A 22,470-nucleotide genomic window follows, 5' to 3' on the forward strand; every position below is an offset into this window, starting at 1 on the left:
GACTTGTGCACTCGACTTCTGACTGTTTGAATTTCAGTAGCGACCTTCACTATTCGTACTTGTACTCAGAAGTTGGCTTCACCACTAGATCAGGATAATTGATTCATGCGATTCGTTTTTGAATTCCTCTCAGTAAAGTGGGATTCTGAAATTCGTGCAGCCCATCCTGAAAATGACAAAATCCCTGGTGTAAATAATTGGAATCGAATCTCAATCATTGCTACTTTTGCTACATCAGCACATTGCTGAATTGAATCTCTTAACTCCCTTGGTTTAAAGTCATATTTATCCAACATAAACAAGGGGTTATCCAAAATAGCATTCTTATAATTAATATAAAATTATGTAGCTTGATTAATGCTACTCAATTGCTACACAAAGCTACATATTTTAAAAGTTAAAATCAAAGACCTCATTGTGGCTAAAAATAGGCATCCTATTTAATATCAAACAACTATTGTCATATCGTGTTAATTAGTAGTATCATTTTGGTGCTATATGAAATTTAAGGATCGAAATGAACCAAGAAATGACGCATAACTTATTTAGTAATTTTCAATCAACTGTTTTTAGGGCAGTTAAAACATTCTTACAAAAAAATAAAGGGGAGGAGACAGATAAATCAATTACAACAAGCTTAAGTGTCATGGGCCACGATTACTAGCCCACTAAAGGTCGGGTTTGGCCACGATTAATGGCCCACTCCATGGCCATCTCTGAGTCCCACTTTGAGTAGCAAATAAACAGTGTTAGTTTGGTCATTACCAATAACTAACGGATTTGTTATGAGATGAGGATTAAAACAATGGCAGAAATTAGAGAGGTGCTATATCAGCACAAAAAAGGGATGACTCAACGCAATATTGAAAAGTCTCTAAGCGTTTCACGAATGAGCATACGCAAGTACGTTTCAATGGCCAAGGATTTGGGTTATCAGGAGGATATTTCCAATGATGAGCTCGAAGTTATCGCTTTGCAGATACATAATAAAATCGTTAATACTACAGCCAACAACAGACCCAATAAATCAGAAAAAGAACTTGAGGCGCATCACGAAAAAATAGCATCACTCCTCACTGAGAAGTGGATTACCCATATGCAGATACACCGAATTTTAAGCGATAATGGTCTTGTTAGCAGTCGAAGAAGTCTTAGTCGTTATATTGAACGTCATTTCCCCTCGTTGCCTAAGGCTACGGTACATTTGTTAACAAAGCCTGGGCATGAAGCACAAGTTGACTATGCGTTTGTTGGGTTTATCAATAATAAAAAAACATACGCTTTTATTATGACGTTATCACATAGTCGGTATCGATATGTTGAGTTTGTACATTCTCAAAATCAGCAATCATGGGCGCAAAGCCATATCAATGCCTTTCATTTTTTTGGAGGCGTGCCCAACTGCATTCTTTTAGACAATTTGAAATCGGGAATTATTAAAGCACATATTTATGATCCAACGGTCAATGAAACCTATGCAGAGTTATCTCGCTTTTATGACTTTATAGCCGATCCGGCGAAGGCTCGAACGCCCGAGCACAAGGGGAAGGTTGAGCGTAGTGTTCAATTGGTAAAAGAACAGGTTATCGCGGGGATAACCTATGATGATTTGGCCTCGATCGCTGCCAGCCAAGGAAGCGAGGAACGAGCGAGGCTGGTAGTCCCTGGTAGCCTTAGAGCCGGATGTTTTGCCGCAGGCAAAATATAAGGCATCCGAAAAGGCGTCAGTCATTGGGGTAGCGTTGTTTTTGAACCCCGAATGGGGTGAAAAAACAAGCGGACACAGGACGGCCAGGGCCGCCGGAGGCATACTTGTCGCGTTTGCGAGTCGATTTCAGCCATGGATGGCTAAAATCAATCACGAGCTTAGCGACACTATCGGAACGCCTTTGCACGTGATTGGTGCGCTAATAAGGTATCGCACGTCATCTGCAGTACCACTGGTGAAAAGCCAATTGACGTATTTAAAAATGAAGAATTTAATTTATTAAACCCACTGCCAGCAGGCGCTTTTGATATGCCCATTTGGATGGATGCTCAAGTTCATCGTGACCATCATTTTGTTGTTGCTGGTAATTTTTATTCTGTGCCAACGATACATATCGGGACAAAGGTTAAAATTAGAGTTGGCTTGAAGACCGTTCAGGCCTATGTGAATCATGCTTTGATTAAGACCCATATTCGTAACTACGGGCGTGGACAGTGGGAAACGGATCCCAATGACTACCATAATTCTGCAAAGTATTACTTAGAAAATACTGCTGGCGTTTGTATTGAAGCGGCCAAAGCAATTGGTCAGGCAACGGAGGAAATGGTCACAAAGGTACTGGCTGAAGGCTCTAGAACGAGCTTAAGAAAAGCCCAGGCTATCATCCGCTTGGTTGAGGAATACGGTAATGAGCGCCTTGAAAATGCATGTTTACGCGCGATTTTATTTGATAATTATACTCATCAATCATTGAAAAAAATCCTCACGGAAGGCCTGGATAAAAAAGACACGAGAACATTCTCCACTAAGCGCTCGGCCAATCATGAGAACTTTGCCTATATTCGCGCAGCAAGTGATTACAGCTCAACGATGGAGGCTCATTATGAGTGATATCAATATGTTAGAGCTTGCAAAAAAACTACGTTTGACAGGGATCCCAGACACACTGCTAGCAAGAGTAGAACAGGCTCGCGCAGCGTCCCTCTCTTATGAAGAGTTGCTCTCAATGTTGTTTCAGGATGAGGATGAGGCTCGTCAACAAAAATTGCTTGCTGGGCGTGTAAGGCAAGCTCGATTTGAGGAGCCTCAGTGTTTTGAAAATTTTGAACTGGCTCGATATTCAACACAAGTCACACAAGCCATCCGCACCCTGATGACAGGGAAGTTTATCAAAGAAAAAAACCATGTCATCATCATGGGACCTGTTGGCACCGGAAAGACTCACCTGGCTCAAGCCCTGGGTCTAATGGCATGTCAACGACATAAAAAAGTCTGCTTTATAAGAGCGAATGAACTGTTAAATCAGTTCCACCAAGCAAGAGCGGATGAAACATGGACTGCGCTTTTTAAACGTTACTCACGATACGATGTGCTTATTTTAGATGACTTCGGGCTGAAAGCATTATCGCCAGAACAGTCCACTGATCTGTATGATTTAATAGCAGCTATCCATGTAAACTCTATGCTAATTATAACTACTAACCGTAAAATAGAAGGATGGATGGAGCTATTTTATGATCCGGTTATGGCAAACGCAGCATTAGATCGTATCGTAAATAAAGCTTATCGAATTGTTCTTGATGGGGAGTCATACAGGAAAAAATTTATACCGAAATTTAATTTAGTAGATGACAAGTGAGTTAAAAAAATTTACCCTAAGTGGGCTACTTTGAGTGGCCAGAGGGTGGGCTAGTAATCGTGACCCATGACACTTAAGAATCCCAGGAGAGATAAAAGAATTTTATGAGTGTATTGCTGAGGCTGAAATGACCTCTATTAATACAGCCATTGTCAGCACATTAAGCAAGGTAAAAGACCAAACGATTAGTGAATATCAAAAATCATACTCAAGCATCAATGATACTTATGACTACCAAATAAACAGTTTTTTTAAAATCATTGACGATCAAAAAATAGATTACAACGACTTGTGCATGCTTCTGGAATGGATAACCGGCATTAAAATCAATAGAGCCGATATTACTAACAAAGAAATACTGGTTAATTTAATTGATAAAAATGCTCAATTAAAAACATGCAAAATATTTGGTTACAGCTATGAGTGGCTCCAGGATAATAAACGGTCTATTTCCTACAAATGGCCTGGTTTTAAAGATCGCTGGTATAAACATGTAAAGCCATTTGTTCGAGATTTAATTATCAGTTTTTATTTGGACGAAACGGTAGAATCCTTTGAGTTATCTTTTTTATGCTGCGATAGCAAGGTGATAAATAATATCAGCTCCGGTATTAGCTCTGGGATACAAGAAAATATTACCCCAATTGTAATAGCTAATCGATGTATTAATGGAATAAAAACCTCCACGTATCATCGATTTGAATCAAATAACATTAATTATGAAAAGTGTAGGCACCACTTTATTTTCTTAATAAAAATGATTCTTGTGCTGGTAAAAAATAACATCTTTAGCTTCCCTTGCGGCTATTTGGTTACACCACAACAACACGACATGATACTGGATGGCAGCATGCATCTTGCAGAACTATTTAATAAAAATCGTCCAACAAATGATTTTAACGTAGATGATTTAGAGGATGTTGAAATTCGCCCCATATCAGTTAATGATAACCATAGAACCAATAAGCCCCATATTTATCATTGCTTAAATAGTACAGTCATACATAATATTTTAACTTTGACTGATAAAGATACCTCTTCCATGCCCCTTACTGATGATGTAGCTTCACGATGCGGTATGAATAAAACAGCATTAGCTAAATATTTAAGGTTGTTTGATATAAATAATAACCAACAATATTCAAATGGCGTTTTTTTATCACCAGAGAAAAATGACATTTTAATTATAAATTTAGTTAGAATTCGTGAAATTCAATCAGAACTGCACGAGTGTAAAACCCTGGATACTGCTTTTGGTTAATCTTTATTCTTACAGCAACTCTCTGTGTCATACTCCCACCAGATGATGGTGGGGACATGTCACTAGAATTAATTTTAAATCAGGATAGCTAAAATGGTAATTTTCTGGGCGAAACCCCTACAAGGGTAATCAAAAGTGTCTATTAAAATCCATAGATTGATGCAACACCCGAATAACTGCAATACCATAATGAGTCATTTTGAAAAAAATAACATGAGAACCTACATTGAAAGCCCTCAAATCCTGACGGACATAATCACATGTTCGAGAAATAAGTGGATCATCTGCAAGATGTTGGAAGCTTGTTTCAATTGCCAAAATATAATCTTCTGTTCTTTTTATACCAAATTCGCGCGTACTATATAAATAGATTGACTCAAGATCCTCTATAGCCTTTGGATAAAGACGATATGTTTTATTTGGCATGGGGGACTTTCTTCATTCGCTCAAGAAATTCTTCCGCGTTCCACATTAATGGATCGCCGCTCCCTTCCCCTTCATCGATAAGATGACGTAACTGCTCAAGCTTTGATTCAGCTTGTTTTTCACGAAGCAGACGCAATGATTCTCTTAATACTTCACTATTACTTCTATAATCACCTGAATCAACAAGAAACTGAACATAATCACGAAGTTCACTACCCAAATCAACAGTCATTGTGCGAGCCATAAATACCTCAGCAATGTAAGTAAATGTCTTACATTTAGTATATAAGACATTTACTTACATTACAATATATTCATTGCTATCGCTAGAGTAAACCCCTGTGATAATTTTATAACCTATTAAAAACCCTTATTTTTACTATCATTAGGATTGATTTTATATTTATGGTAGTGTAGTATCACAACTTATAGAAGTTAATGATAGGTGATGTGTATGGATTTAGTAGGTTATGCTCGAGTTTCCTCTACTGACCAAAATCTCGACATCCAAATGGACGCTCTAAACGATGCCGGGTGCAAAAAAATATATTCTGAGAAAAAAAGTGGTACATCGAAAATAGGCAGGACTGCATTTGATGAATGCATGGAGTATATTAGAGAAGGCGATACCCTGGTGGTCACACGAATTGACCGACTAACACGTAGCATCCTCGATTTACAAACCCTGCTTCATCATTTAAAAGATAAAGGCATCAACTTAAAAGCACTTGACCAACCCGTAGATACCTCAAGTGCCTCAGGTAAATTCTTTTTAGATATGCTGGGTGTGTTTGCTGAATTTGAAACTAATTTAAGGCATGAACGCCAATTGGAAGGTATTGAGCGCGCCAAAAAGGATGGGGTTTATAAAGGACGAAAGCCGACAGCTCGCGCTAAAAGCAGTGATGTTCTTGCCTTGATTAATCAAGGGTACACACGATTGGCTATCGCTAAGAAACTTGATATTGGCATTGCCAGTGTTTATCGTATTTTAAAGGCACATTGTCAAAATAATCCGGAGCAGAATCTCCCCGGCAGCCAGTCCACAAAAAAAATTGCACTCATTGAAGTCTGGCTTCAGGTTGAAAACAATTCCAAATTCGTCCGAGGTAAAAATGAATCAAGACGTCAAATTGAACAAGAATGCTTTGCTCCATTTGATATGGTTAAAAAAGACAAGGATAGCTGGGAGTATGTACTGAAAATTCCTTATGAAAGTGACAAGGAATTGGATGAAACCATCAATGACCTGATGGAAGAAGCAGGCTCTATTGCAGATTGTCGCAACGGATTTACACAAATCAGCGTGGTTGAGCCTGCTACAGAAAAATCTTGGTCATGACGCCCTGGTTTGCCGCTCTTCCTTGGGTTTATTACTTGGATTTTAAAGAAAAGGAACGGTATCACACTGCCCGTTTTGAAAAAGACACGCGCTATTATGTTCTTCGGTTAAGTAAAGATTTACTTGAAGACTGGGTTATCACCTTAGTCAATGGGCGCATCAAATCAAAACTAGGACAAAGCCGGACGCTGGCTTTTGCCAATTTTAACGACGCGTTTGATTCTTTTTGCCAGAGTGCTAAGATACGCCATCAACGCGGCTATCATCTCAAGAGTTTTGATTGCGATAATCCCATTCTAGTGCATCTATTGCCTTTTTCAGTGCATGCTGGGAATAATCAAGAACTAAGCCATCAAACACCTCAATTAAATCATCAGCAGATGGGCTTTTCTTTTTAATAGGCAATCAATTTTTGGGAGCTATTATACAAAATTCAGATTAAGCGTGATAATGACGCCAAAATACTTATTTTATTTGACAGAATCAGGCTCACACGCGACTATTGTGCGTGCTTAATCGAATCAGCATCTAAACCAAGGGCTACAGACTATTAACAGGGGCATCCTATGAATAAAAAAGAACTTATTACCGCCATCAGCGACACATCAGGACTAACTAAAACAGACTCAGAAACTGCATTAAATGCCGTGATTAGCTGCCTCACTGATTTACTTGCCAAAGGGGACTCGATTGTACTACCAGGGTTTGCCAGTTTATCCGTGAAAGAAAGAGCCGCTCGTACTGGAAGAAACCCATCTACTGGACAACCAATTGACATCGCTGCCAGCAAAGTGGTGAGCTTCAAGACTGGAACAAAATTAAAAGAGGCCGTTAACGGCTAATAAATTTTGGAGGACACGATAGTGTGTCCTCTTAAAAATGCTCAATTTTACGATTTGTGCCATAAGACTACACGTTATAAAATAGCCCTGATTACTTAAAAAAATTTAGGCTCATATAATGGGGTTCTATGCCATTGCTGTGCATAGAACCCCATTTACTCTTAGGTGAGGAATTTCATGTCAACAAAAGATGTTTATGATGAATTAAAAACCATCATGACGGATGCTTTATTACAAATGAGCAGGTTATCTGAAAGTGGTGTTACCAGAAATGCTGATTTTTTAGCAACGACTCAGCTTTTCTTAATTAGCATCATATCTACCGTAGCAGAGATTGCAGAAACTGTCAGCGAGGGTGGTGCGACTTGGGTTTATGCGGAAATCGAAACCGCAGCTAAGCACGGTGGGATAGATACCATTCGAAAAACCACAACCAGTAAAAATCAATATTCAATTGCTGACATGGCTCCTGATGATTTTCCAAGTGCTATGAATTATATTGGACAAGAACTATCCGCAACACTATTTAAGTCAATGCATGAGTTACCTCAACCATTACGAAAGCCTGAGATGTTGCTGCGTGGAGTTGAGGCGTTATTAGGAAATTTGTTAAATCAAAAGTTTTCAGATAATTCACATGGCATTCTAGACAGTCTCTGCGAGCATGTCCACATGGCATTGGATGATTTACAATCTGGAAAAAACACGGGTAAAAAGCCAGTAATGCTTCGAGTAGTCAAAGATGAGTGATATTGTTGACTATGACCAATTAGTTGCGTTTTTAAAAAATGCCAGCTTGTTTGAGATTTATCGCTTGTCAGTCGCATTAAACAATGAGCTTGAAAATCCCTTACGAATATCTGCTCTTATTAATAAATTTAAGGAAGGTGATATCATTGAGTATTTTGATGCAACAACTCAATCCTTCATTGCAGCCCGTGTGTTACAAAAAGTACTTAAAAATGCAGTTGTGCAACGATTAGATGATGGTCGTCAGTGGAAAATTCCTTACCATATGCTTAAGATTGATAGTCGTGAATTTGTATTTGAGAAAAAAAAGCGTGGACTGAATAAGAATTCTCTCAAAGTGGGTGATTTTGTTGGTTTCTCACGTGAAGGAGAAGAAATTATTGGATGTATTGAACGGCTAAATCAAAAAACGGTGACATTAGTGACTTCATCACAGCATCGATGGCGTGCTTCATATCAACTTCTTTATGAAATTATTGATGGGGAAAGTGTCGAATCTATTTCCTATTTAAATATCTCTCAAACCAAATGAGTTGGGATAATTATTGGTAAAATGTAGCGAATACGAATTACTAAATCTCATGAAATGACGGAATTAGTAATTCGCTACATACACGCATAGTTCTCTTCAATATCATAAAATAAAACATAATAAACCTAAGAAGTTCTATGGTTATCTCGTCTAGAAATAAATTAATAAATATTTTATTTAATTCAAATTAAATTGTTTTAGCCAGGCACTGACGAATTCGATAGTACTTCGGGCTTGGGGAGCAATGGAACAGCCAACCGACTTAAGGATTTCTAAGACCATCTTCTATTCTAGTTAAATGATTCTTAATATACTCAACATCTGCCAAATAAAGCAGATGATGTCCATCTTGCATATTTAATTCGAAATCTTTATTACCTTTTTGCGCTTGTGCCAACAGAAAATCGACTAGAACTTCCAGCCTTTCAATAATCAAATTTGCCAATCCAATTCTTTGTTCATCTGATAAGCCATAGGCTTGGCAAAATAAACGTGCCCTTAAAATTTGGTCTCCAATAGTTCCAAACCCATCCTTGTTATTTGGATTGGTAAATGGACTCCAACGGTACAGGGCATAAGCAATATCCCATGAACGAGGCCCTGGATGACAGGTATCGAAATCAATAATTCCAATAGCTTGTTCTCCATCTAAAACGACATTGTATGGAGCAAAATCACCGTGACACATTACTTCTTCTGGGTAACGCGCTGGCAATTGCCAACATTTTTTCTTAGAAGTAAGGCCAACTAAGAAACTTTGTGAGGCATCATGAAAATTACGTAGTAAACGGGCTGCAGAAAGTAATGCTTTGCTTGAAGATGCAGAAGTATTCAATGGATAATTACACACATCCCCCTTTATAAAACTAACTATTTCTAGACCTTCGTCATCAAAACCCAAAGGCACAGGAGCAGAATAAAACCCATTTTTTCGTAAGTGATTAAGAAGGTTGTGAACTTGGTTAGTCCATGACCCAATAGGGCGATGCACACAATCACCGATACGGATAATTTGGTTCTGACGCCCTCCTTCAAGGTATTTTGGTGCATTCATTAGCTTACCCCTTGATCAAGCAAACGATAAATCGTCGCTTTATGAACATTAAAAGTTTTTGCAACTTCACTAACTGATTTTTCTTCTTGTAGCAATCGCTTGGCTAGTACCTTTTGCTCCTCATTCATTTTCTCAGGTCGACCAAAACGGACTCCACGTTGCCGCGCAGCTACACGACCAGCCCCCGTCCGCTCACGAATTAAATCACGTTCAAATTCAGCAATACCTGCAAATACGGTCATTACCATCTTACCACCAGGAGTAGTTGTATCTGCCCACGGTTCAGAAAGAGATAGAAACGAGGCTTTAGCTATTTGGATTGACTCAACAAGCTCAAGCAGCTGATGAGTTGAGCGTGCCAACCTATCTAATTTCCAAACGACAACCACATTCTCAGGGCGCAGCTGATCGAGCAACCGTTGTAACTCAGGACGTTCTCTTTTCGCCCCAGAAATTTTTTCTTGAAAAATACGACCACAGCCAGCCTCTTTTAAAGCGGCTATCTGTAATTCCAAATTTTGGTCGGTGGTTGAAACTCGCGCATAGCCAATTTTCATATTTATATCCTTTAAATTCGTTGCAAATTATATCGCAAAAGAATAGACTTTTGCACCTGATATTTGCAACGAATTTGAGCCAATGAATCCGTGGCATCAATTTTCACCGCAAAACTTCTAAGTTTTGCGACAACACCTATCGATTTGGATAAATATGCCTGTCAGTTTTCTCTCCCCAGTACAATGTGACAATTACGCTAAATATCCTACTGACCTACCATCAGATATCGTAGATAGCCTTTTTTTCCTCGATGATCAAGATATGGAATGGATTGCAAGCAAACGTGGTGACTACAGCAGGTTAGGTTATGCATTACAGCTGACAACAGTTCGATTTATTGGGGCTTTTATTTCTGACTTGGATCAGATTCCTCGTGTAGTAATTGAGCGAGTTGCTATTCAAATCAAGGTTAATGATCCCGAAAGTTGCATATCAATCTACATGAAAAGTGAGCAGCGTTGGCGTCATGCTGTTGAAATTCGAGCGCGTTATGGCTATCTAGAATTTGCTGAAAAAGGGTGTCGTTATCGTCTTGGTCGCATATTATGTGCACTATGCTGGACTGGTACTGACAGACCTGGCGTGCTTTTTGATCATGCAGTGGGTTGGCTATCTACCAACAAAATATTGTTACCAGGTATTACAGTCCTTGAGCGTTTTGTTGCAGAAATTCGCTCCAGGATGGAGTCTCGCTTATGGCGAATGTTGATTAAAAATTTAAGCGCATCACAACAGGAAAAATTGAATGACCTCTTGGTAGTAGAGGATGACGAACATCTGTCTTTGCTTGATAAACTGCGTAAAGGTCCGGTTAGTATCAGTAGCACAGCTCTTGTGCACGCATTAAAACGGGTTGAGTCTGCCCGCAACATTAGTGTTGAATTACCACTGTACCGCATCCCCGCCTGTAAAATAGCAACACTTGCACGCTTTGCTAATACGGCAAAAATTACAGCCATCAACCGCTTGCCGTTTGAACGTAAAATGGCGACGCTCGTTGCGTTTGCGAATCACTTTGAGTCAGACTCCCAAGATGATTCTCTGGACGTGCTAAGTCAGGTATTGCGCGATTTATTCTCAAAGGCCAAGCAAGAAAATAAAAATACACGACTGCGAACTCTTAAAGATCTCGATAAAGCGGCAGCCACATTGGTTGATGCATGTAAATTATTACTGAATACAGAATTATCTGATAATGAAATTCGGGACACAATTTATACAACAGTAGGTCATGAAACGCTTGTCTCTGCAGTTGAAAATGCCACTGCCTTAATCAGGCCGCCAAGTAATGTGTTTTATCATGAACTTGAACAAAAGGAAAAAACAGTTCAGAAATTTTTACCTGCGCTCCTTCGAGTAATAAATTTTGATAGTAATCAAGCGGGAAAACCTCTTCTTGCCAGTCTTGAATGGTTAAAGGGAAAACAAACGGATGAACCGCCAATGGAGATTATTGGAACATCATGGAAACGTAATATTGTTATTAAAAATGAATGCAGTGTTATCAATTGGCCACAAGACGAACCAAGACCCACTTATCGTGCCATAAAGAAGCTTGTAAAAACCCAAGATGGTATCATTTTGCATAACGATAAACTTTTGTACGCTGATCTTATCAATAAAAAAATTACGGCAATCGTTGTACCAGAGAAAAAACAACCCCATGTTGAGAAATTGAAAAAATCTATTTTGAACATGGAGGAAGTTCAAAAAAATGCGAATGATAAAGAGCTTGTATTAATAGCATCAATAACTGGCCGAGATAGCAAAAAAACTACGATTGACCGAACGGCATATACTTTTTGCGTTCTTGATAAATTGCAATCGGCACTGAAACGTAGGGATGTGTTCATAAGTCCAAGTTGGCGGTATGCTGATCCAAGAGCCAATCTTTATTCTGGCTCAGAGTGGGAGGCAGTACGCCCTATGATTTGCCGTTCATTAAATTTAACAATTGACCCAACACCAATCGTCACAAGCCTTTCAGATGAACTACATCAAGTGTATCGGTTAGTTGCAGCAAATATTGATAATAATCCTGCTGTTCGATTTGAAACGGTTAAGGGTAATGAAGAACTGATTCTAACCCAGCTCGATGCACTTGATGAGCCTCCATCATTAAAAGCATTGAGAGCCGCTGTAAAAGCAAAATTACCACGTGTCGATTTACCCGAGATGGTACTTGAAATAGCCACACGTACTGGATTTGCGGATGGATTTACCCACATTAATGAAGGAAGTGCGCGTGTCGAGGATCTATTGATCAGTTTATGTGCTGAATTGCTAGCAGACGCTTGCAATACTGGACGAGAACCGTTTGTTCGTGAGGATATACCTGCTTTAAAAAGAGATAGATTGGTATGGGTTGATCAAAATTATATTCGAAATGAAACGATAATGGCGGTCAATGCCATTTTAGTTTCTGCTCAAAATCAAATTCCATTAGCTAAGAAATGGGGCGGAGGAGATATTGCATCGGCTGATGGCATGCGCTTCGTTGTACCTGTTAGAACAGTGCACGCTGCTCCAAATCCAAAATATTTTAAATCAGGTCGTGGTGTCACTTGGTACAATCTGATCTCTAATCAACGAACTGGCTTAAATGCTGTAACAGTGCCTGGCACTTTACGTGATAGCCTAATATTGTTAGGCGTTGTTCTTGAGCAACAGACGGAATTACAGCCAACGCGGATCATGACAGATGCAGGCGCATACAGTGATATTGTATTTGGACTGTTTCGTTTGTTGGGACTTCGTTTCAGTCCGCGATTGGCTGATATGGGTGGTGCTAGATTCTGGCGAATTGATCCGTTGGCTGATTATGGAAAACTCAATGTACTCGCAAAAAGTCGTATAAATATAAATCTTGTTCCTCCTGAGTGGGATGATATTTTACGTTTGTTAGCCTCATTAAAGCTCGGGAGAGTCCCTGCAGAGGGCATTATGCGCACTTTTCAAGTAGCTGATAAACCCACTCGCTTAGCCAAAGCAATTGCAGAAATTGGACGAATTGACAAAACCATCCACATGCTCAATTATCTTCATGATGAATCATTCCGTCGTCAGACCTTAGTACAATTAAATTTGGGTGAAGGTCGACACAGTTTAGGTCGCGCTGTTTTTCACGGTAAGCGTGGAGAGCTTCATCAACGGTATCGGGCTGGACAAGAAGATCAGCTTGGTGCTCTTGGGCTTGTTTTAAATATCATCACACTTTGGAATACCATTTATATGGATGCTGCCATTAATCAATTACGACAAGAAGGCTTCCTGGTACTCGATGAAGATGTAGCCAGACTGTCCGCATATGGATATGGTCACATTAATATGCTCGGACGATATTCCTTTGCGATGCCAGATGAGGTGAAGCGTGGTGAGTTAAGACCATTAAGAACTGCTGAAAAGCCTTAAGTCGGTTGGCTGTTCCATTGCTCCCCAAGGGCGCTTACAGATAAATTAATTGATATGTTCAATCGTATTATTCGTAATGTGATTCATAAATCAGAAAAACGTATCGTTAAAAAGCTTATCAATGATGTAAAGAAGGTTTATGGTAAAGAAATTATCCTTTTCCAGATAGCCGAAGCATGTTTAGAGCAGCCAGATGGAACGATACGAGATAAAATTTTTCCAATTGTTGGCAAGGATAAATTAAAAAATATTATTGATGAATATAAGAAAAAAGGGCCAAAGTACCAAAGCCTACTACATCAACAAATTCGAAGCTCTTATGCCAGTTATTATCGACGTATGGTTCAACCTTTATTGGAAAACGTGACTTTTCGCTCAAATAACTCAGAGCATCAACCTATCCTCGATGCTTTGGGGTTAATCAAAAAATATTTTGACAGTAATACAGTCTATTTTCCAGACGATGAAGATATACCTGATTGCTTGCCTGATAAATGGAAGAAACGCATTGTTGATGCTCGTACCGGAAAAATTAAACGAATTTGTTATGAAGTTTATGTATTAAAAAAACTTGCAGATCGTATAAGGTGCCGTGAAATATGGATTGAAGGTTCTTTTAAACATAAAAATCCAGATGAAGATTTGCCAAATAACTTTGAAGACAACAAAGAAGAGTACTTTGATGATTTGTCTTTACCCATTGATGGCGATGTATTTATTGAACAATTAAAACAAAAATTAACTGGCGCATTAACCACTTTAAATGACACTATCCCAAAAAATCCAAAAGTTCGAATTAGTACTCAAAATGGTGGTCGCATTATTGTCACGCCTCTTACGCCTCAAGCAGAATCAAAAAACGTTGGATTTATAAAAAAATATCTACAGGAAAAATGGGAAGGAACCAATCTAATTGATATGTTTAAAGAAGTTGATTTAGAAAACCAATTTACCCATGATTTTATTTCTTATGGTCAGAAAACATATTTAAAACCAAATGAAATTTCAGAAAGGATATTACTTACAATCTATGGGATGGGAACGAATGTTGGGTTAAAGCATATGTGTGCTGGAAACCCTCATATCAGTGACCATCAACTGAGACACATTAAAAATTATTTTTTATCCACTGATAATTTAAAAAATGCGTTGAGTAAAGTCGCAAATGCATTATTTAAATTAAGATTAGAGGAAATATGGGGAGGAATGCCTATTGCTCGGGGTAAGTCAAGATACGTGTGCAAATGGGTCACATCACTTTTAAAACCGGCTACAACCCTTTCTGCATATGAGTTGTAGCCTCTAACTATAGAAGTAATTTCGTGGTTAATAATAAAACAAATCATGCTGCAACGGCGTGCTCTATTGACTCGGTTCGCACCTTAAACAAGAATTTATCCCTTGTCACATGCAGATTTACTGGTCGACGACCTAAATCCAGTATATATTCGCCAAAACGTTTGATCTGCTCTGTCATGTAGGGACTCATATGGCTTAGATCCTCCGCCGTAATCGTATAACCTTCCTGAATTAATGCATGACAGACATCAGTAATATCAATTACGTTTTGCAACATGATGCAATTGGCGATTAAATCGTTATGCTTAACGGCCTTTTCCATTTCATCAGGATCATTCGATGCCACCAAATATTTTGAGCCAAATCTAATCCAGTCTTCAAGCGTGTGATAAGACTCAACTTTATTTGTCGTTGCCGTAATGGTTTGTCTCAATTCCTTACTGGACACATAGTCGAGCAAAAAAGTGGTGCGAATTACTTTTCCTAATTCCTGAAATGCCTTATACAACCTGTTTTGATTGTTATATGAATTAAGTTTGGTCAGTATAAATGAAGAGGATACCTTTCCCAATTTTATAGAAATGATTACCTGCATTAAGTCTTGCCAATGCGTCTCCAAAAGATCCCAGTCAATTTCAGACTCACAAAACATTGAATCGATATTGGTGTATTTCGTTTTTTTGTCCACCCGATACAAATTTAAATCCTTCCAATTGCGAATTCTCGGCATTAATTGAATTCCGAGTAAATACGCAAAAGCAAAGACCGGTAAGGACTGGCCTTGTGTATCCGAATGCACAATATTCGGCTGCACTTCAGATGCATTTTTTAATAAGCCATCGATAATATGTATGGCTTCCCATACCCCGCATTGAATAAATGTTGAAAATAACGCAATGTAATTATCGGCTATATGCCGGTAGGCTATGCCGCCTTTTCTGCCATAACGGATATGTTGCTCCGCAATCATGTTGTCATCATGAATATCCTCAAGTGTTCCGTCAACGGCCACACGCTGTCCGCTACCCCATGCGTGCAATAAAGGAAACTCATTTAAGCAATTAATGATACGTAAGATCGCTTTTGTTAATGACTTCAACGTGAAATGTTTTTTGTTGATTCTTGATAAGGTGCGGGGTTCAATTTCAAATCGTACGTGCTTGGCTGTCTGAGTCGGGCCCAAGCTTGTTCCATAGCAAAAGTTGGTTAAAATGTATTTTTCAATGGGATTGTCTAACTTTCCCTCCGTGCCTGATATGGGCCCAAACTCATCTGCCCAGCCCGTGTGATGGTGCCCATTCGTCAATATGTCTAACAGACTTCTTTCTGGTAGGCGCGAGCGAACTAAATTTTCAATTTTTTCGGCGTTCTCGCTTTTGGATTTTGGCTCATATTTCTTGAGAACAGGCCGTCCTTCTTCATTAATGACAAAATCAGGGATGTTAAAATAGTTTTGATCGACATATTGGGCTTTATCCGTCAGTGTCTTTTTAAGATGCCCCAGCATGTCCTTCGCGTTATTGGCAATCCCAACGTCTTCGCAATAGGTTTCTAAATGTTCCCCGCACTCTGCCCAAGGCAACAGCTCGGCGCGATAGTCCGCATAATTTCTAGCGCCTTTAACGTACAGATCACCGGAATTAAGCCCCTTGGACACATACTCAAAAACACAGCTTTCCATGGCTCGGCGATTGATTTTAGTCTTGTTTATAGAACCCATGATCTGCTTTTTCCAGAACGCGGTGGTAAATGACAGATCAATGTCGTCCGTAATAAACTCAGCGCGTCGATTCTCATGCGTCAATAAATATTTCATGGCAACAATGAGCTTGTCGTCTTGTGTGGGGCTATGTAGCTGAAGTGCTTTCAAAATTTTAAAGAGCAATGATCGCCGTTTCTGGATCATATCTGTTAGGTATATTCTATACTCATTCCCATGGCTGGCCAATATATCATCGCATTTGTTTGTCAAGACTGCGAAACCGCCACCATCTTCAATTTTTTTATAAAATTCTTTAACAAACTTAGCCTGCTCCGTGATGGATTCCCCGTCATGAATTATCTGTTTAAATAACTCAACAATGTTGCAGGTATCTTCTTTGCTGTTTTTGAGTTTGTTTTCAAGTTCAGTCTTGGAGTGTTTGTGCGCAATAGATATCAGTCGACAAAACATGACAGCGAGGGCATCTTTAGCGTTGGCTTGAGAGCGGTAAATTAAGGCAGCAATTAATGTATAGCGTTTTGCTTCGCTAAAATCATTTAACTCATCGGCACTGAGCTGGTTAGCTTCTTCGGCAAATTGCTCAATTTTTATCTTTGCAATGCCATCCAGACAGTTTATGACATTTCCAAAGGACATCAACCACTGAAAATGATCTAAGAATTCATGGAATTTTTTTATACTTGGTCGTTTTGGTAGGTTTTTTAACTTATTAAATAATGTGCGCTGAGTTCCATCTTGTAATTTTAACAGGCTGGTGAATAAATCTGACTGGCCAGAGGCCATGACTCGCCGCATGGTTTCACGAAATATTTTGTTATTCACACTGTGTCTGGTATGACGGACAATACGACTCAGCCTGTAAAAACTGGGCAACTCATAACTGGCATGTACCAATTTCTCAATAACGGCATTGATGATGTCTGAAAGATTGTTCATTGAATGTGAGGCATCATAAGCATATTGGATAGCCAGTTTCATGCCTTGATGAATATTGACGCCATCAGTAGGCTCATACCCCCAACGTTTAACATTCAGAAACTCACGAATTTTCTGTCTGTGGCGGTAGATGCTTTTATTATTGTCGCTGTAACCCGGTGTTAGTCGATAATGATATTTTAATTCTTGACGGACATGCGTAATGATTTCCGATGGTATTTTGTCCATCTCAATAAAATAGCCTAACCGTTGAAATGTTTTGAGCTGGATAGCCAAGTTAAATCGCGATCTATCATTTTTTCCACCAAGATTAATCATGTTCATCTCATCATGACGCAACGAGTAATTTTTACTAAGTTCGGCCGATTTTATTTTCCTTCTTTTTGGAAAACGTGGGTATGCTGTTTTTTCAATGGATGACATGGGGACTCCGGGGTTGTTCCAAAAACACCTGTTTTTGACGCAGGGCGATTTTGGATTGCTTTTCATGGCAAAACAGGGGAAAATTCCGTTCCAAAATTAGTTCCACAAACAAGTGCGCCAAAATACACGATCATTCTTGTTTTTGGAATGTTTTTTTAACGACAGGAGGTTGAGTTGAAATTTGGTTATGCTCGCGTGTCAAAAAACGAACAATGTTTGGATGTTCAAATTCAAAAATTAACAGCAGCTGGTTGCGAGGAAATTTTTCAAGAAAAAATTTCAGGAGCAAAAGATGATAGACCTCAATTAAAAGGGTTGATGGGGAAGTTAAGAAAAGGAGATACGCTATGTGTCGTACGCTTGGATAGACTGGGGCGACGCATGATGAAGTTGGTCGCATTGATTAACGAATTTAAAGAAAAAGGCATTGAGTTTGTGTCGCTTGAAAATAATTTGGATACTTCATCACATATGGGGATGTTGCTGTTTAATATCTGTGCCGCTTTTTCTGAAATGGAACGTGAATTAATTAAAGAAAGAGTTAAGGCAGGGCTGGATTTGGCCAAAAAACAAGGCCGCACCGGTGGCAGGCCTAAAGCATTAACAAATGATAAAGCAGAAACCATTAAGGCATTACGTCAGTCAGGTAAAATGTCCGTTAAGAAAATTTGTGAAACGATGAAGGTAAGTCGATCCGTTTTTTATCGATGTATTAATCAAAGTATTGAGGTGTGATCATGGCAACAAGACCCGTTCTTCAATTTAAAATTATGCTACAAGACATAGAACCTAGGATCTGGCGGCGAATTCAAATTTCTGATTTAAGCAGTTTCTGGGATTTTCATGTTGCAATTCAAGATGCGATGGGTTGGACAGATTCGCATTTACATGAATTCACAGCATATAACCCCATTACAACTGAACAAGAACATATAGGTATTCCTGATGGTGAAGACGAGCCGCACCCGGTATTGGAAGGCTGGAAGCTAAATATTCGAGATTATTTTAATCTGCCGGCCAATCACAAAATTTCTTATCTTTATGATTTTGGTGACAGCTGGGAACATCTCATTGAATTCGAAGGGAAACAAGAAAAACAATCCAATGCTAAATACCCATTATGTATTGCTGGTGCACGAACTTGTCCACCAGAAGATGTAGGTGGTCCGCCAGGTTACGACCGTTTTATTGAGGCCATTACCACGCCTCGCCACCCAGATCACCAATCCTTGTTGGAGTGGGTTGGTGGAAAATATGAACCAAGCACATTTGATCCCAAAAAAGTCAAATTTGATAATCCTAGCAAGCGCTGGAAACATGCATTTGAAGGTAATGTTAGATTTTAATAATTTATGATTGGTATGGATATAAAATTGCCCAAGGTGTTATGCCGGGCGCTGGAGTAATTGATGTATGATACTGACTGGTTGTTTGAAAATTCAGCACGATTTAGAACCTTGCTTAATCGCATTCAGGATAATATTGCAAAGGAGAATGATTACATAGCCGATAATGACTTCCCTATGGCATGTAATACTGGTTTAAGAGTCTGGTCTGATTTAAAGAAACTTATACAATTAGTAGACGCTGAAAATATGCTAGACCTTGAGCATGAAACGATGTACGACCTATTATATTGGGCAGTTGATCTAGCGCATAATTTGGATAATCTATCAGGAAAAAAGGCGATATTTTTTAAAAAAACACTGTCGTTTTGTTTGGAATATACGAGCATGCATCAAAATGTCTTAAGCAAAGATATGCGAAACCTTGGCTCTATAAGGCGAGTACTCGCGGAATGTTATGCCAAACAAGGTGATTTTGAATCGGTTGATAACTTATATAATGGTTGGCTTGATAAAGAACCCACTTGGGGTTGGGGATGGATAGGTTGGTCTGACTCTTACTGGTTATTTATTTACAAAAATAATACTGACAAACGAAACTTTGACAAAGCACAACAAATTTTAGAGCAAGGATTGGCTATACCTAGTCTCTCCGACGCTAGCCACCTTAACGATAGATTAAATAAACTCAAAAGTGAAATAACGAAGTCTAAATTACACCTTGTCTCTACAAATTAAGATCTTAACCATTTGAAGAGAACGTTGTTTTTAGTTGAATAAAATAAGTAAGGGTTTAATATGAGTAAAATAGGTCGAAACGATCCATGTTTATGCAATAGTGGACGAAAATATAAGAAATGCTGCATCAATACTCGCAGTAACACCAAACAGGATAATCTAATAACCTCATCTAGCGGTGATGAACGATTTTCACTTGCTAACATGGATCATTTGGGTGAAACGCAATTGGGTCTCCTCACAACAACAACCAATGAGCCTTTTATGCTCATTAGACTTTATTATACTATTTACAATAAAACGTTACTGATGACTAAATTAGATGCACTGAAGTGCATTTGTTTGTATGGCAACTATAAATTTTTGATTAATTATCATCATGAAACGAAAAACATTGGGTTAGCTGTAAAGCCTGATGGAGTGCCGAAGAATCTTCAACCAATTGTTTTAGCAAAAGGAAAAATAATTGGTGAAACGAGCATGGTTATAGATTTACGCTCGTTTGAGCGTGGTTGCTGTATTATTGAGTTTTTAAATCATTATATTTCCCGTGATATTGCCGAAATAACGCATATAGCAACGTATAATAAAATGCACGAAATAACTAAAAAAACAATCACAGATGTAATGAATATCAATTATGACAGCGTGTTTTCAGAGGAAAATATGCATCGCCCAGACATGCGTTTCGATAAATTAATGTCTGAAGCCGAACACATTGAATCAATAGAAGAAAAGCAAGAGCTCATGATGAATTTTATGCTTGAGTCAACAGCAGAGAAACCTAATCTGATAGAGAAATATCCAGTACATTATTATGAGGATGGAATTGACTCCATTAAATGCACCTTAAAATTTCATCAACTACTTGCGCATGAGCATTTAATGGGTAATGAATCATTAAATATGTTTCAACTGATTTCAAAAATAATTCCAGAGGTCATTGATGATAATGGTGTAACTAATGAACTGAACGAGTATGTCTGAAACTAGAAAGGAGCATTTTTTGCATACCACATGCCAATCTGACTGGATAAAAACAAATGGTTCAATGAGCGATAAATCAGCGATCGATGAATTTGGATTAACCTATGAAGAAATCATTGAGGGTATTCAATCTGGAAAATTACAGTACAGGAAAAATAATGCACATGGGAATCCATATTTAAAATTGATAAGACGAGAAATAGAGACTTTCGTTACGCAAAAATATGGTGAGCATTACACAGCTAACAAAATAAAAGAAAAGAAGTTAAAGGATATTACTAAGGAAATAAACTCGATGAAACGTAAAGTGACTGCACTGGAAAAAATAAAAATTGAATTATTGAAAAACATAGCTACGGCTTAGCGTTAAATTGAAGGGAAAGCATGGTTTGATTTATTATTCAGGGCTATGCAGTTGACTAACCCAACCACTATATATAGTATTCGGCCACATGAATATCTACCCCAAAAATGTGGTTGAACTGATGGATCTTTTTCCAACTGAAGAAGCTTGTTTAGAATATTTAAGCCTTATTCGTTGGCCTGATGGCTATGTGTGCATGCGTTGCGATGGAAAGGATGTTTGTAAAATGAGCAGCGGGTTATACCGTTGCCAAACGTGTCGGTATGCCGGATCAGTCATTTCTGGAACGCTTTTTCAAGATACACACAAACCTCTTCGGCTATGGTTTCAAGCCATCTGGTATGTAGTGAGCCAAAAAAACGGCGTTAGTGCACTTGGGCTGCAGAAGGCACTTGGACTGGGTAGTTATCACACGGCTTGGGAGTGGTTACATAAACTTCGTAGAGCTATGGTGCGGCCTGGTCGTGATAAGTTGAGTGGTATTGTTGAAGTAAATGAAACCATGATTGGTGGCGAGCACGCAGGCACACGGGGTCGTGGTGCGGGCGGTAAAACATTAGTGTTGATAGCAGCAGAAGACACAGGCGGTGGCATTGGACGCATTAGGCTTTCTACTATCAGTGATGCATCCGGTGGCGTATTGACCGACACTATTCAGAAAATGGTTTCACTAGGCAGTACAATCCGAACAGATGGCTGGAGTGGATACAGTGGTTTGAGCAGTAACGGGTATACACATTTGTCGATTAGTAATAATAACGTGAAAGAGACCGATGCAATTCAGATTGCTCATCGTGTTGCGTCGTTACTTAAACGCTGGTTGGTTGGCACACACCATGGTGCTATTAACCACAAGAATTTACCCTACTACCTTGATGAATTTACGTTTCGATTTAATCGAAGGACATCCACATCAAGAGGTAAGCTTTTTTTGCGATTAATACAGCAGGCGCTTGAAATTGATCCAGTGCCAGCAAAATCGCTAAACACTATATGTAGTGGTTAGGTTAGTAAACTGCATAGCCCTGTTATTATTAACCACAAGAACATTTCTATGGTTGGAGGCTATAGCCCATATGCAGAAAGGGTTGTAGCCGGTTTTAAAACTGATGTGACCCATTTGCACACGTA

Annotated in this window: 23 protein-coding genes; 17 read left to right on the forward strand and 6 right to left on the reverse strand. The window is 38.9% G+C overall.

Going from position 1 to position 22,470, the window contains the following annotated elements:
- Positions 1-89: 89 nt before the first annotated feature.
- The gene (locus HRS36_RS00345) at positions 90-314 is read right to left on the reverse strand and encodes a hypothetical protein (protein ID WP_173235509.1); all 225 of its coding nucleotides are present in this window, start codon (positions 312-314) and stop codon (positions 90-92) included.
- A gap of 476 nt (positions 315-790) precedes the next feature.
- Between HRS36_RS00345 and istA the strand changes: the two genes are divergently transcribed.
- From istA to HRS36_RS00365, 4 genes are all read left to right on the forward strand, one after another.
- Complete coding sequence (istA, locus tag HRS36_RS00350) at positions 791-1,708, forward strand: IS21 family transposase (protein WP_173235511.1); 918 nt, start codon at positions 791-793, stop codon at positions 1,706-1,708.
- Positions 1,709-2,017: 309 nt separating this feature from the next.
- Positions 2,018-2,599, forward strand: a complete 582-nt coding sequence (locus HRS36_RS00355; RefSeq protein WP_173235513.1) for a Mu transposase domain-containing protein — start codon at positions 2,018-2,020, stop codon at positions 2,597-2,599.
- Positions 2,592-3,347, forward strand: coding sequence for an IS21-like element helper ATPase IstB (gene istB / locus HRS36_RS00360; RefSeq protein WP_173235440.1), 756 nt, complete (start codon positions 2,592-2,594; stop codon positions 3,345-3,347). The genes HRS36_RS00355 and istB overlap by 8 nt, the downstream gene beginning before the upstream one ends.
- Before the next feature lie 127 nt (positions 3,348-3,474).
- Positions 3,475-4,608, forward strand: a complete 1,134-nt coding sequence (locus HRS36_RS00365; RefSeq protein WP_173235515.1) for a hypothetical protein — start codon at positions 3,475-3,477, stop codon at positions 4,606-4,608.
- Between the two features lie 129 nt (positions 4,609-4,737).
- Here the strand turns inward: HRS36_RS00365 and HRS36_RS00370 are convergent, their stop codons facing one another.
- Positions 4,738-5,034: a type II toxin-antitoxin system RelE/ParE family toxin gene (locus HRS36_RS00370; RefSeq protein ID WP_173235516.1), complete on the reverse strand. Its 297-nt coding sequence runs from the start codon at positions 5,032-5,034 to the stop codon at positions 4,738-4,740.
- Positions 5,024-5,278: a type II toxin-antitoxin system ParD family antitoxin gene (locus HRS36_RS00375; protein ID WP_021460206.1), complete on the reverse strand. Its 255-nt coding sequence runs from the start codon at positions 5,276-5,278 to the stop codon at positions 5,024-5,026. Before HRS36_RS00375 ends, HRS36_RS00370 begins: the two co-directional genes overlap by 11 nt.
- Before the next feature lie 210 nt (positions 5,279-5,488).
- On the opposite strand from HRS36_RS00375, the gene HRS36_RS00380 reads away from it, so the two are divergent.
- The 5 genes from HRS36_RS00380 to HRS36_RS00400 all read left to right on the forward strand — a co-directional run bounded on the left by HRS36_RS00380 (position 5,489) and on the right by HRS36_RS00400 (position 8,500).
- Positions 5,489-6,376 carry a recombinase family protein gene (locus HRS36_RS00380; RefSeq protein ID WP_173235518.1) on the forward strand — a complete coding sequence of 296 codons (888 nt, stop codon included), beginning with the start codon at positions 5,489-5,491 and terminating at the stop codon, positions 6,374-6,376.
- The gene (locus HRS36_RS00385; protein ID WP_173235520.1) at positions 6,373-6,774 is read left to right on the forward strand and encodes a WGR domain-containing protein; all 402 of its coding nucleotides are present in this window, start codon (positions 6,373-6,375) and stop codon (positions 6,772-6,774) included. The genes HRS36_RS00380 and HRS36_RS00385 overlap by 4 nt, the downstream gene beginning before the upstream one ends.
- A gap of 168 nt (positions 6,775-6,942) precedes the next feature.
- Positions 6,943-7,218, forward strand: coding sequence for an HU family DNA-binding protein (locus tag HRS36_RS00390; protein ID WP_173235522.1), 276 nt, complete (start codon positions 6,943-6,945; stop codon positions 7,216-7,218).
- Between the two features lie 177 nt (positions 7,219-7,395).
- Positions 7,396-7,968 carry a hypothetical protein gene (locus HRS36_RS00395; RefSeq protein ID WP_173235524.1) on the forward strand — a complete coding sequence of 191 codons (573 nt, stop codon included), beginning with the start codon at positions 7,396-7,398 and terminating at the stop codon, positions 7,966-7,968.
- On the forward strand, positions 7,961-8,500 hold the full coding sequence (locus HRS36_RS00400) for a hypothetical protein (RefSeq protein ID WP_173235526.1): 540 nt from the start codon (positions 7,961-7,963) through the stop codon (positions 8,498-8,500). Before HRS36_RS00395 ends, HRS36_RS00400 begins: the two co-directional genes overlap by 8 nt.
- Positions 8,501-8,762: 262 nt before the next feature.
- Here HRS36_RS00400 and HRS36_RS00405 read toward each other — a convergent pair whose 3' ends face one another.
- Positions 8,763-9,554, reverse strand: a complete 792-nt coding sequence (locus HRS36_RS00405; RefSeq protein ID WP_173235528.1) for an aminoglycoside phosphotransferase family protein — start codon at positions 9,552-9,554, stop codon at positions 8,763-8,765.
- Positions 9,554-10,111: a recombinase family protein gene (locus HRS36_RS00410; protein WP_173235530.1), complete on the reverse strand. Its 558-nt coding sequence runs from the start codon at positions 10,109-10,111 to the stop codon at positions 9,554-9,556. Before HRS36_RS00410 ends, HRS36_RS00405 begins: the two co-directional genes overlap by 1 nt.
- A 154-nt stretch (positions 10,112-10,265) precedes the next feature.
- On the opposite strand from HRS36_RS00410, the gene HRS36_RS00415 reads away from it, so the two are divergent.
- Both HRS36_RS00415 and HRS36_RS00420 read left to right on the forward strand, forming a co-directional pair.
- Complete coding sequence (locus HRS36_RS00415) at positions 10,266-13,523, forward strand: Tn3 family transposase (protein WP_173235532.1); 3,258 nt, start codon at positions 10,266-10,268, stop codon at positions 13,521-13,523.
- A 54-nt stretch (positions 13,524-13,577) separates the two neighbouring features.
- Entirely contained in the window at positions 13,578-14,822 is a 1,245-nt protein-coding gene (locus tag HRS36_RS00420) for a Tn3 family transposase (RefSeq protein WP_173235534.1), read from the forward strand.
- A gap of 43 nt (positions 14,823-14,865) precedes the next feature.
- On the opposite strand, the gene HRS36_RS00425 is transcribed toward HRS36_RS00420, so the two are convergent.
- Positions 14,866-17,904, reverse strand: a complete 3,039-nt coding sequence (locus HRS36_RS00425) for a Tn3 family transposase (RefSeq protein WP_173235536.1) — start codon at positions 17,902-17,904, stop codon at positions 14,866-14,868.
- 174 nt (positions 17,905-18,078) lie between these two features.
- Here HRS36_RS00425 and HRS36_RS00430 point away from each other — a divergent pair, with 174 nt between their 5' ends.
- The 6 genes from HRS36_RS00430 to HRS36_RS00455 all read left to right on the forward strand — a co-directional run bounded on the left by HRS36_RS00430 (position 18,079) and on the right by HRS36_RS00455 (position 22,345).
- Positions 18,079-18,639 carry a recombinase family protein gene (locus HRS36_RS00430; protein WP_173235538.1) on the forward strand — a complete coding sequence of 187 codons (561 nt, stop codon included), beginning with the start codon at positions 18,079-18,081 and terminating at the stop codon, positions 18,637-18,639.
- A gap of 2 nt (positions 18,640-18,641) precedes the next feature.
- Entirely contained in the window at positions 18,642-19,250 is a 609-nt protein-coding gene (locus HRS36_RS00435; protein ID WP_173235540.1) for a plasmid pRiA4b ORF-3 family protein, read from the forward strand.
- A 63-nt stretch (positions 19,251-19,313) separates the two neighbouring features.
- A complete protein-coding gene (locus HRS36_RS00440; protein WP_173235542.1) occupies positions 19,314-19,988 on the forward strand; it encodes a hypothetical protein in 675 nt (224 codons plus the stop codon).
- 60 nt (positions 19,989-20,048) lie between these two features.
- A complete protein-coding gene (locus tag HRS36_RS00445; protein WP_173235544.1) occupies positions 20,049-20,975 on the forward strand; it encodes a YecA family protein in 927 nt (308 codons plus the stop codon).
- Positions 20,968-21,339 carry a hypothetical protein gene (locus HRS36_RS00450; protein ID WP_173235546.1) on the forward strand — a complete coding sequence of 124 codons (372 nt, stop codon included), beginning with the start codon at positions 20,968-20,970 and terminating at the stop codon, positions 21,337-21,339. Before HRS36_RS00445 ends, HRS36_RS00450 begins: the two co-directional genes overlap by 8 nt.
- 88 nt (positions 21,340-21,427) lie before the next feature.
- On the forward strand, positions 21,428-22,345 hold the full coding sequence (locus HRS36_RS00455; RefSeq protein ID WP_173235413.1) for an IS1595 family transposase: 918 nt from the start codon (positions 21,428-21,430) through the stop codon (positions 22,343-22,345).
- Positions 22,346-22,470 lie beyond the last annotated feature (125 nt).

The sequence above is a fragment of the Legionella antarctica genome, assembly GCF_011764505.1.
GTDB lineage: Bacteria > Pseudomonadota > Gammaproteobacteria > Legionellales > Legionellaceae > Legionella > Legionella antarctica.

Coding starts and splice junctions, on each gene's coding strand:
- istA (WP_173235511.1), top strand. CDS start 791: ATGAGGATTAAAACAATGGCAGAAATTAGAGAGGTGCTATATCAGCAC.
- HRS36_RS00355 (WP_173235513.1), top strand. CDS start 2,018: ATGCCCATTTGGATGGATGCTCAAGTTCATCGTGACCATCATTTTGTT.
- istB (WP_173235440.1), top strand. CDS start 2,592: ATGAGTGATATCAATATGTTAGAGCTTGCAAAAAAACTACGTTTGACA.
- HRS36_RS00365 (WP_173235515.1), top strand. CDS start 3,475: ATGACCTCTATTAATACAGCCATTGTCAGCACATTAAGCAAGGTAAAA.
- HRS36_RS00370 (WP_173235516.1), bottom strand. CDS start 5,034: ATGCCAAATAAAACATATCGTCTTTATCCAAAGGCTATAGAGGATCTT.
- HRS36_RS00375 (WP_021460206.1), bottom strand. CDS start 5,278: ATGGCTCGCACAATGACTGTTGATTTGGGTAGTGAACTTCGTGATTAT.
- HRS36_RS00380 (WP_173235518.1), top strand. CDS start 5,489: ATGGATTTAGTAGGTTATGCTCGAGTTTCCTCTACTGACCAAAATCTC.
- HRS36_RS00385 (WP_173235520.1), top strand. CDS start 6,373: ATGACGCCCTGGTTTGCCGCTCTTCCTTGGGTTTATTACTTGGATTTT.
- HRS36_RS00390 (WP_173235522.1), top strand. CDS start 6,943: ATGAATAAAAAAGAACTTATTACCGCCATCAGCGACACATCAGGACTA.
- HRS36_RS00395 (WP_173235524.1), top strand. CDS start 7,396: ATGTCAACAAAAGATGTTTATGATGAATTAAAAACCATCATGACGGAT.
- HRS36_RS00400 (WP_173235526.1), top strand. CDS start 7,961: ATGAGTGATATTGTTGACTATGACCAATTAGTTGCGTTTTTAAAAAAT.
- HRS36_RS00405 (WP_173235528.1), bottom strand. CDS start 9,554: ATGAATGCACCAAAATACCTTGAAGGAGGGCGTCAGAACCAAATTATC.
- HRS36_RS00410 (WP_173235530.1), bottom strand. CDS start 10,111: ATGAAAATTGGCTATGCGCGAGTTTCAACCACCGACCAAAATTTGGAA.
- HRS36_RS00415 (WP_173235532.1), top strand. CDS start 10,266: ATGCCTGTCAGTTTTCTCTCCCCAGTACAATGTGACAATTACGCTAAA.
- HRS36_RS00420 (WP_173235534.1), top strand. CDS start 13,578: ATGTTCAATCGTATTATTCGTAATGTGATTCATAAATCAGAAAAACGT.
- HRS36_RS00425 (WP_173235536.1), bottom strand. CDS start 17,904: ATGTCATCCATTGAAAAAACAGCATACCCACGTTTTCCAAAAAGAAGG.
- HRS36_RS00435 (WP_173235540.1), top strand. CDS start 18,642: ATGGCAACAAGACCCGTTCTTCAATTTAAAATTATGCTACAAGACATA.
- HRS36_RS00440 (WP_173235542.1), top strand. CDS start 19,314: ATGTATGATACTGACTGGTTGTTTGAAAATTCAGCACGATTTAGAACC.
- HRS36_RS00445 (WP_173235544.1), top strand. CDS start 20,049: ATGAGTAAAATAGGTCGAAACGATCCATGTTTATGCAATAGTGGACGA.
- HRS36_RS00450 (WP_173235546.1), top strand. CDS start 20,968: ATGTCTGAAACTAGAAAGGAGCATTTTTTGCATACCACATGCCAATCT.
- HRS36_RS00455 (WP_173235413.1), top strand. CDS start 21,428: ATGAATATCTACCCCAAAAATGTGGTTGAACTGATGGATCTTTTTCCA.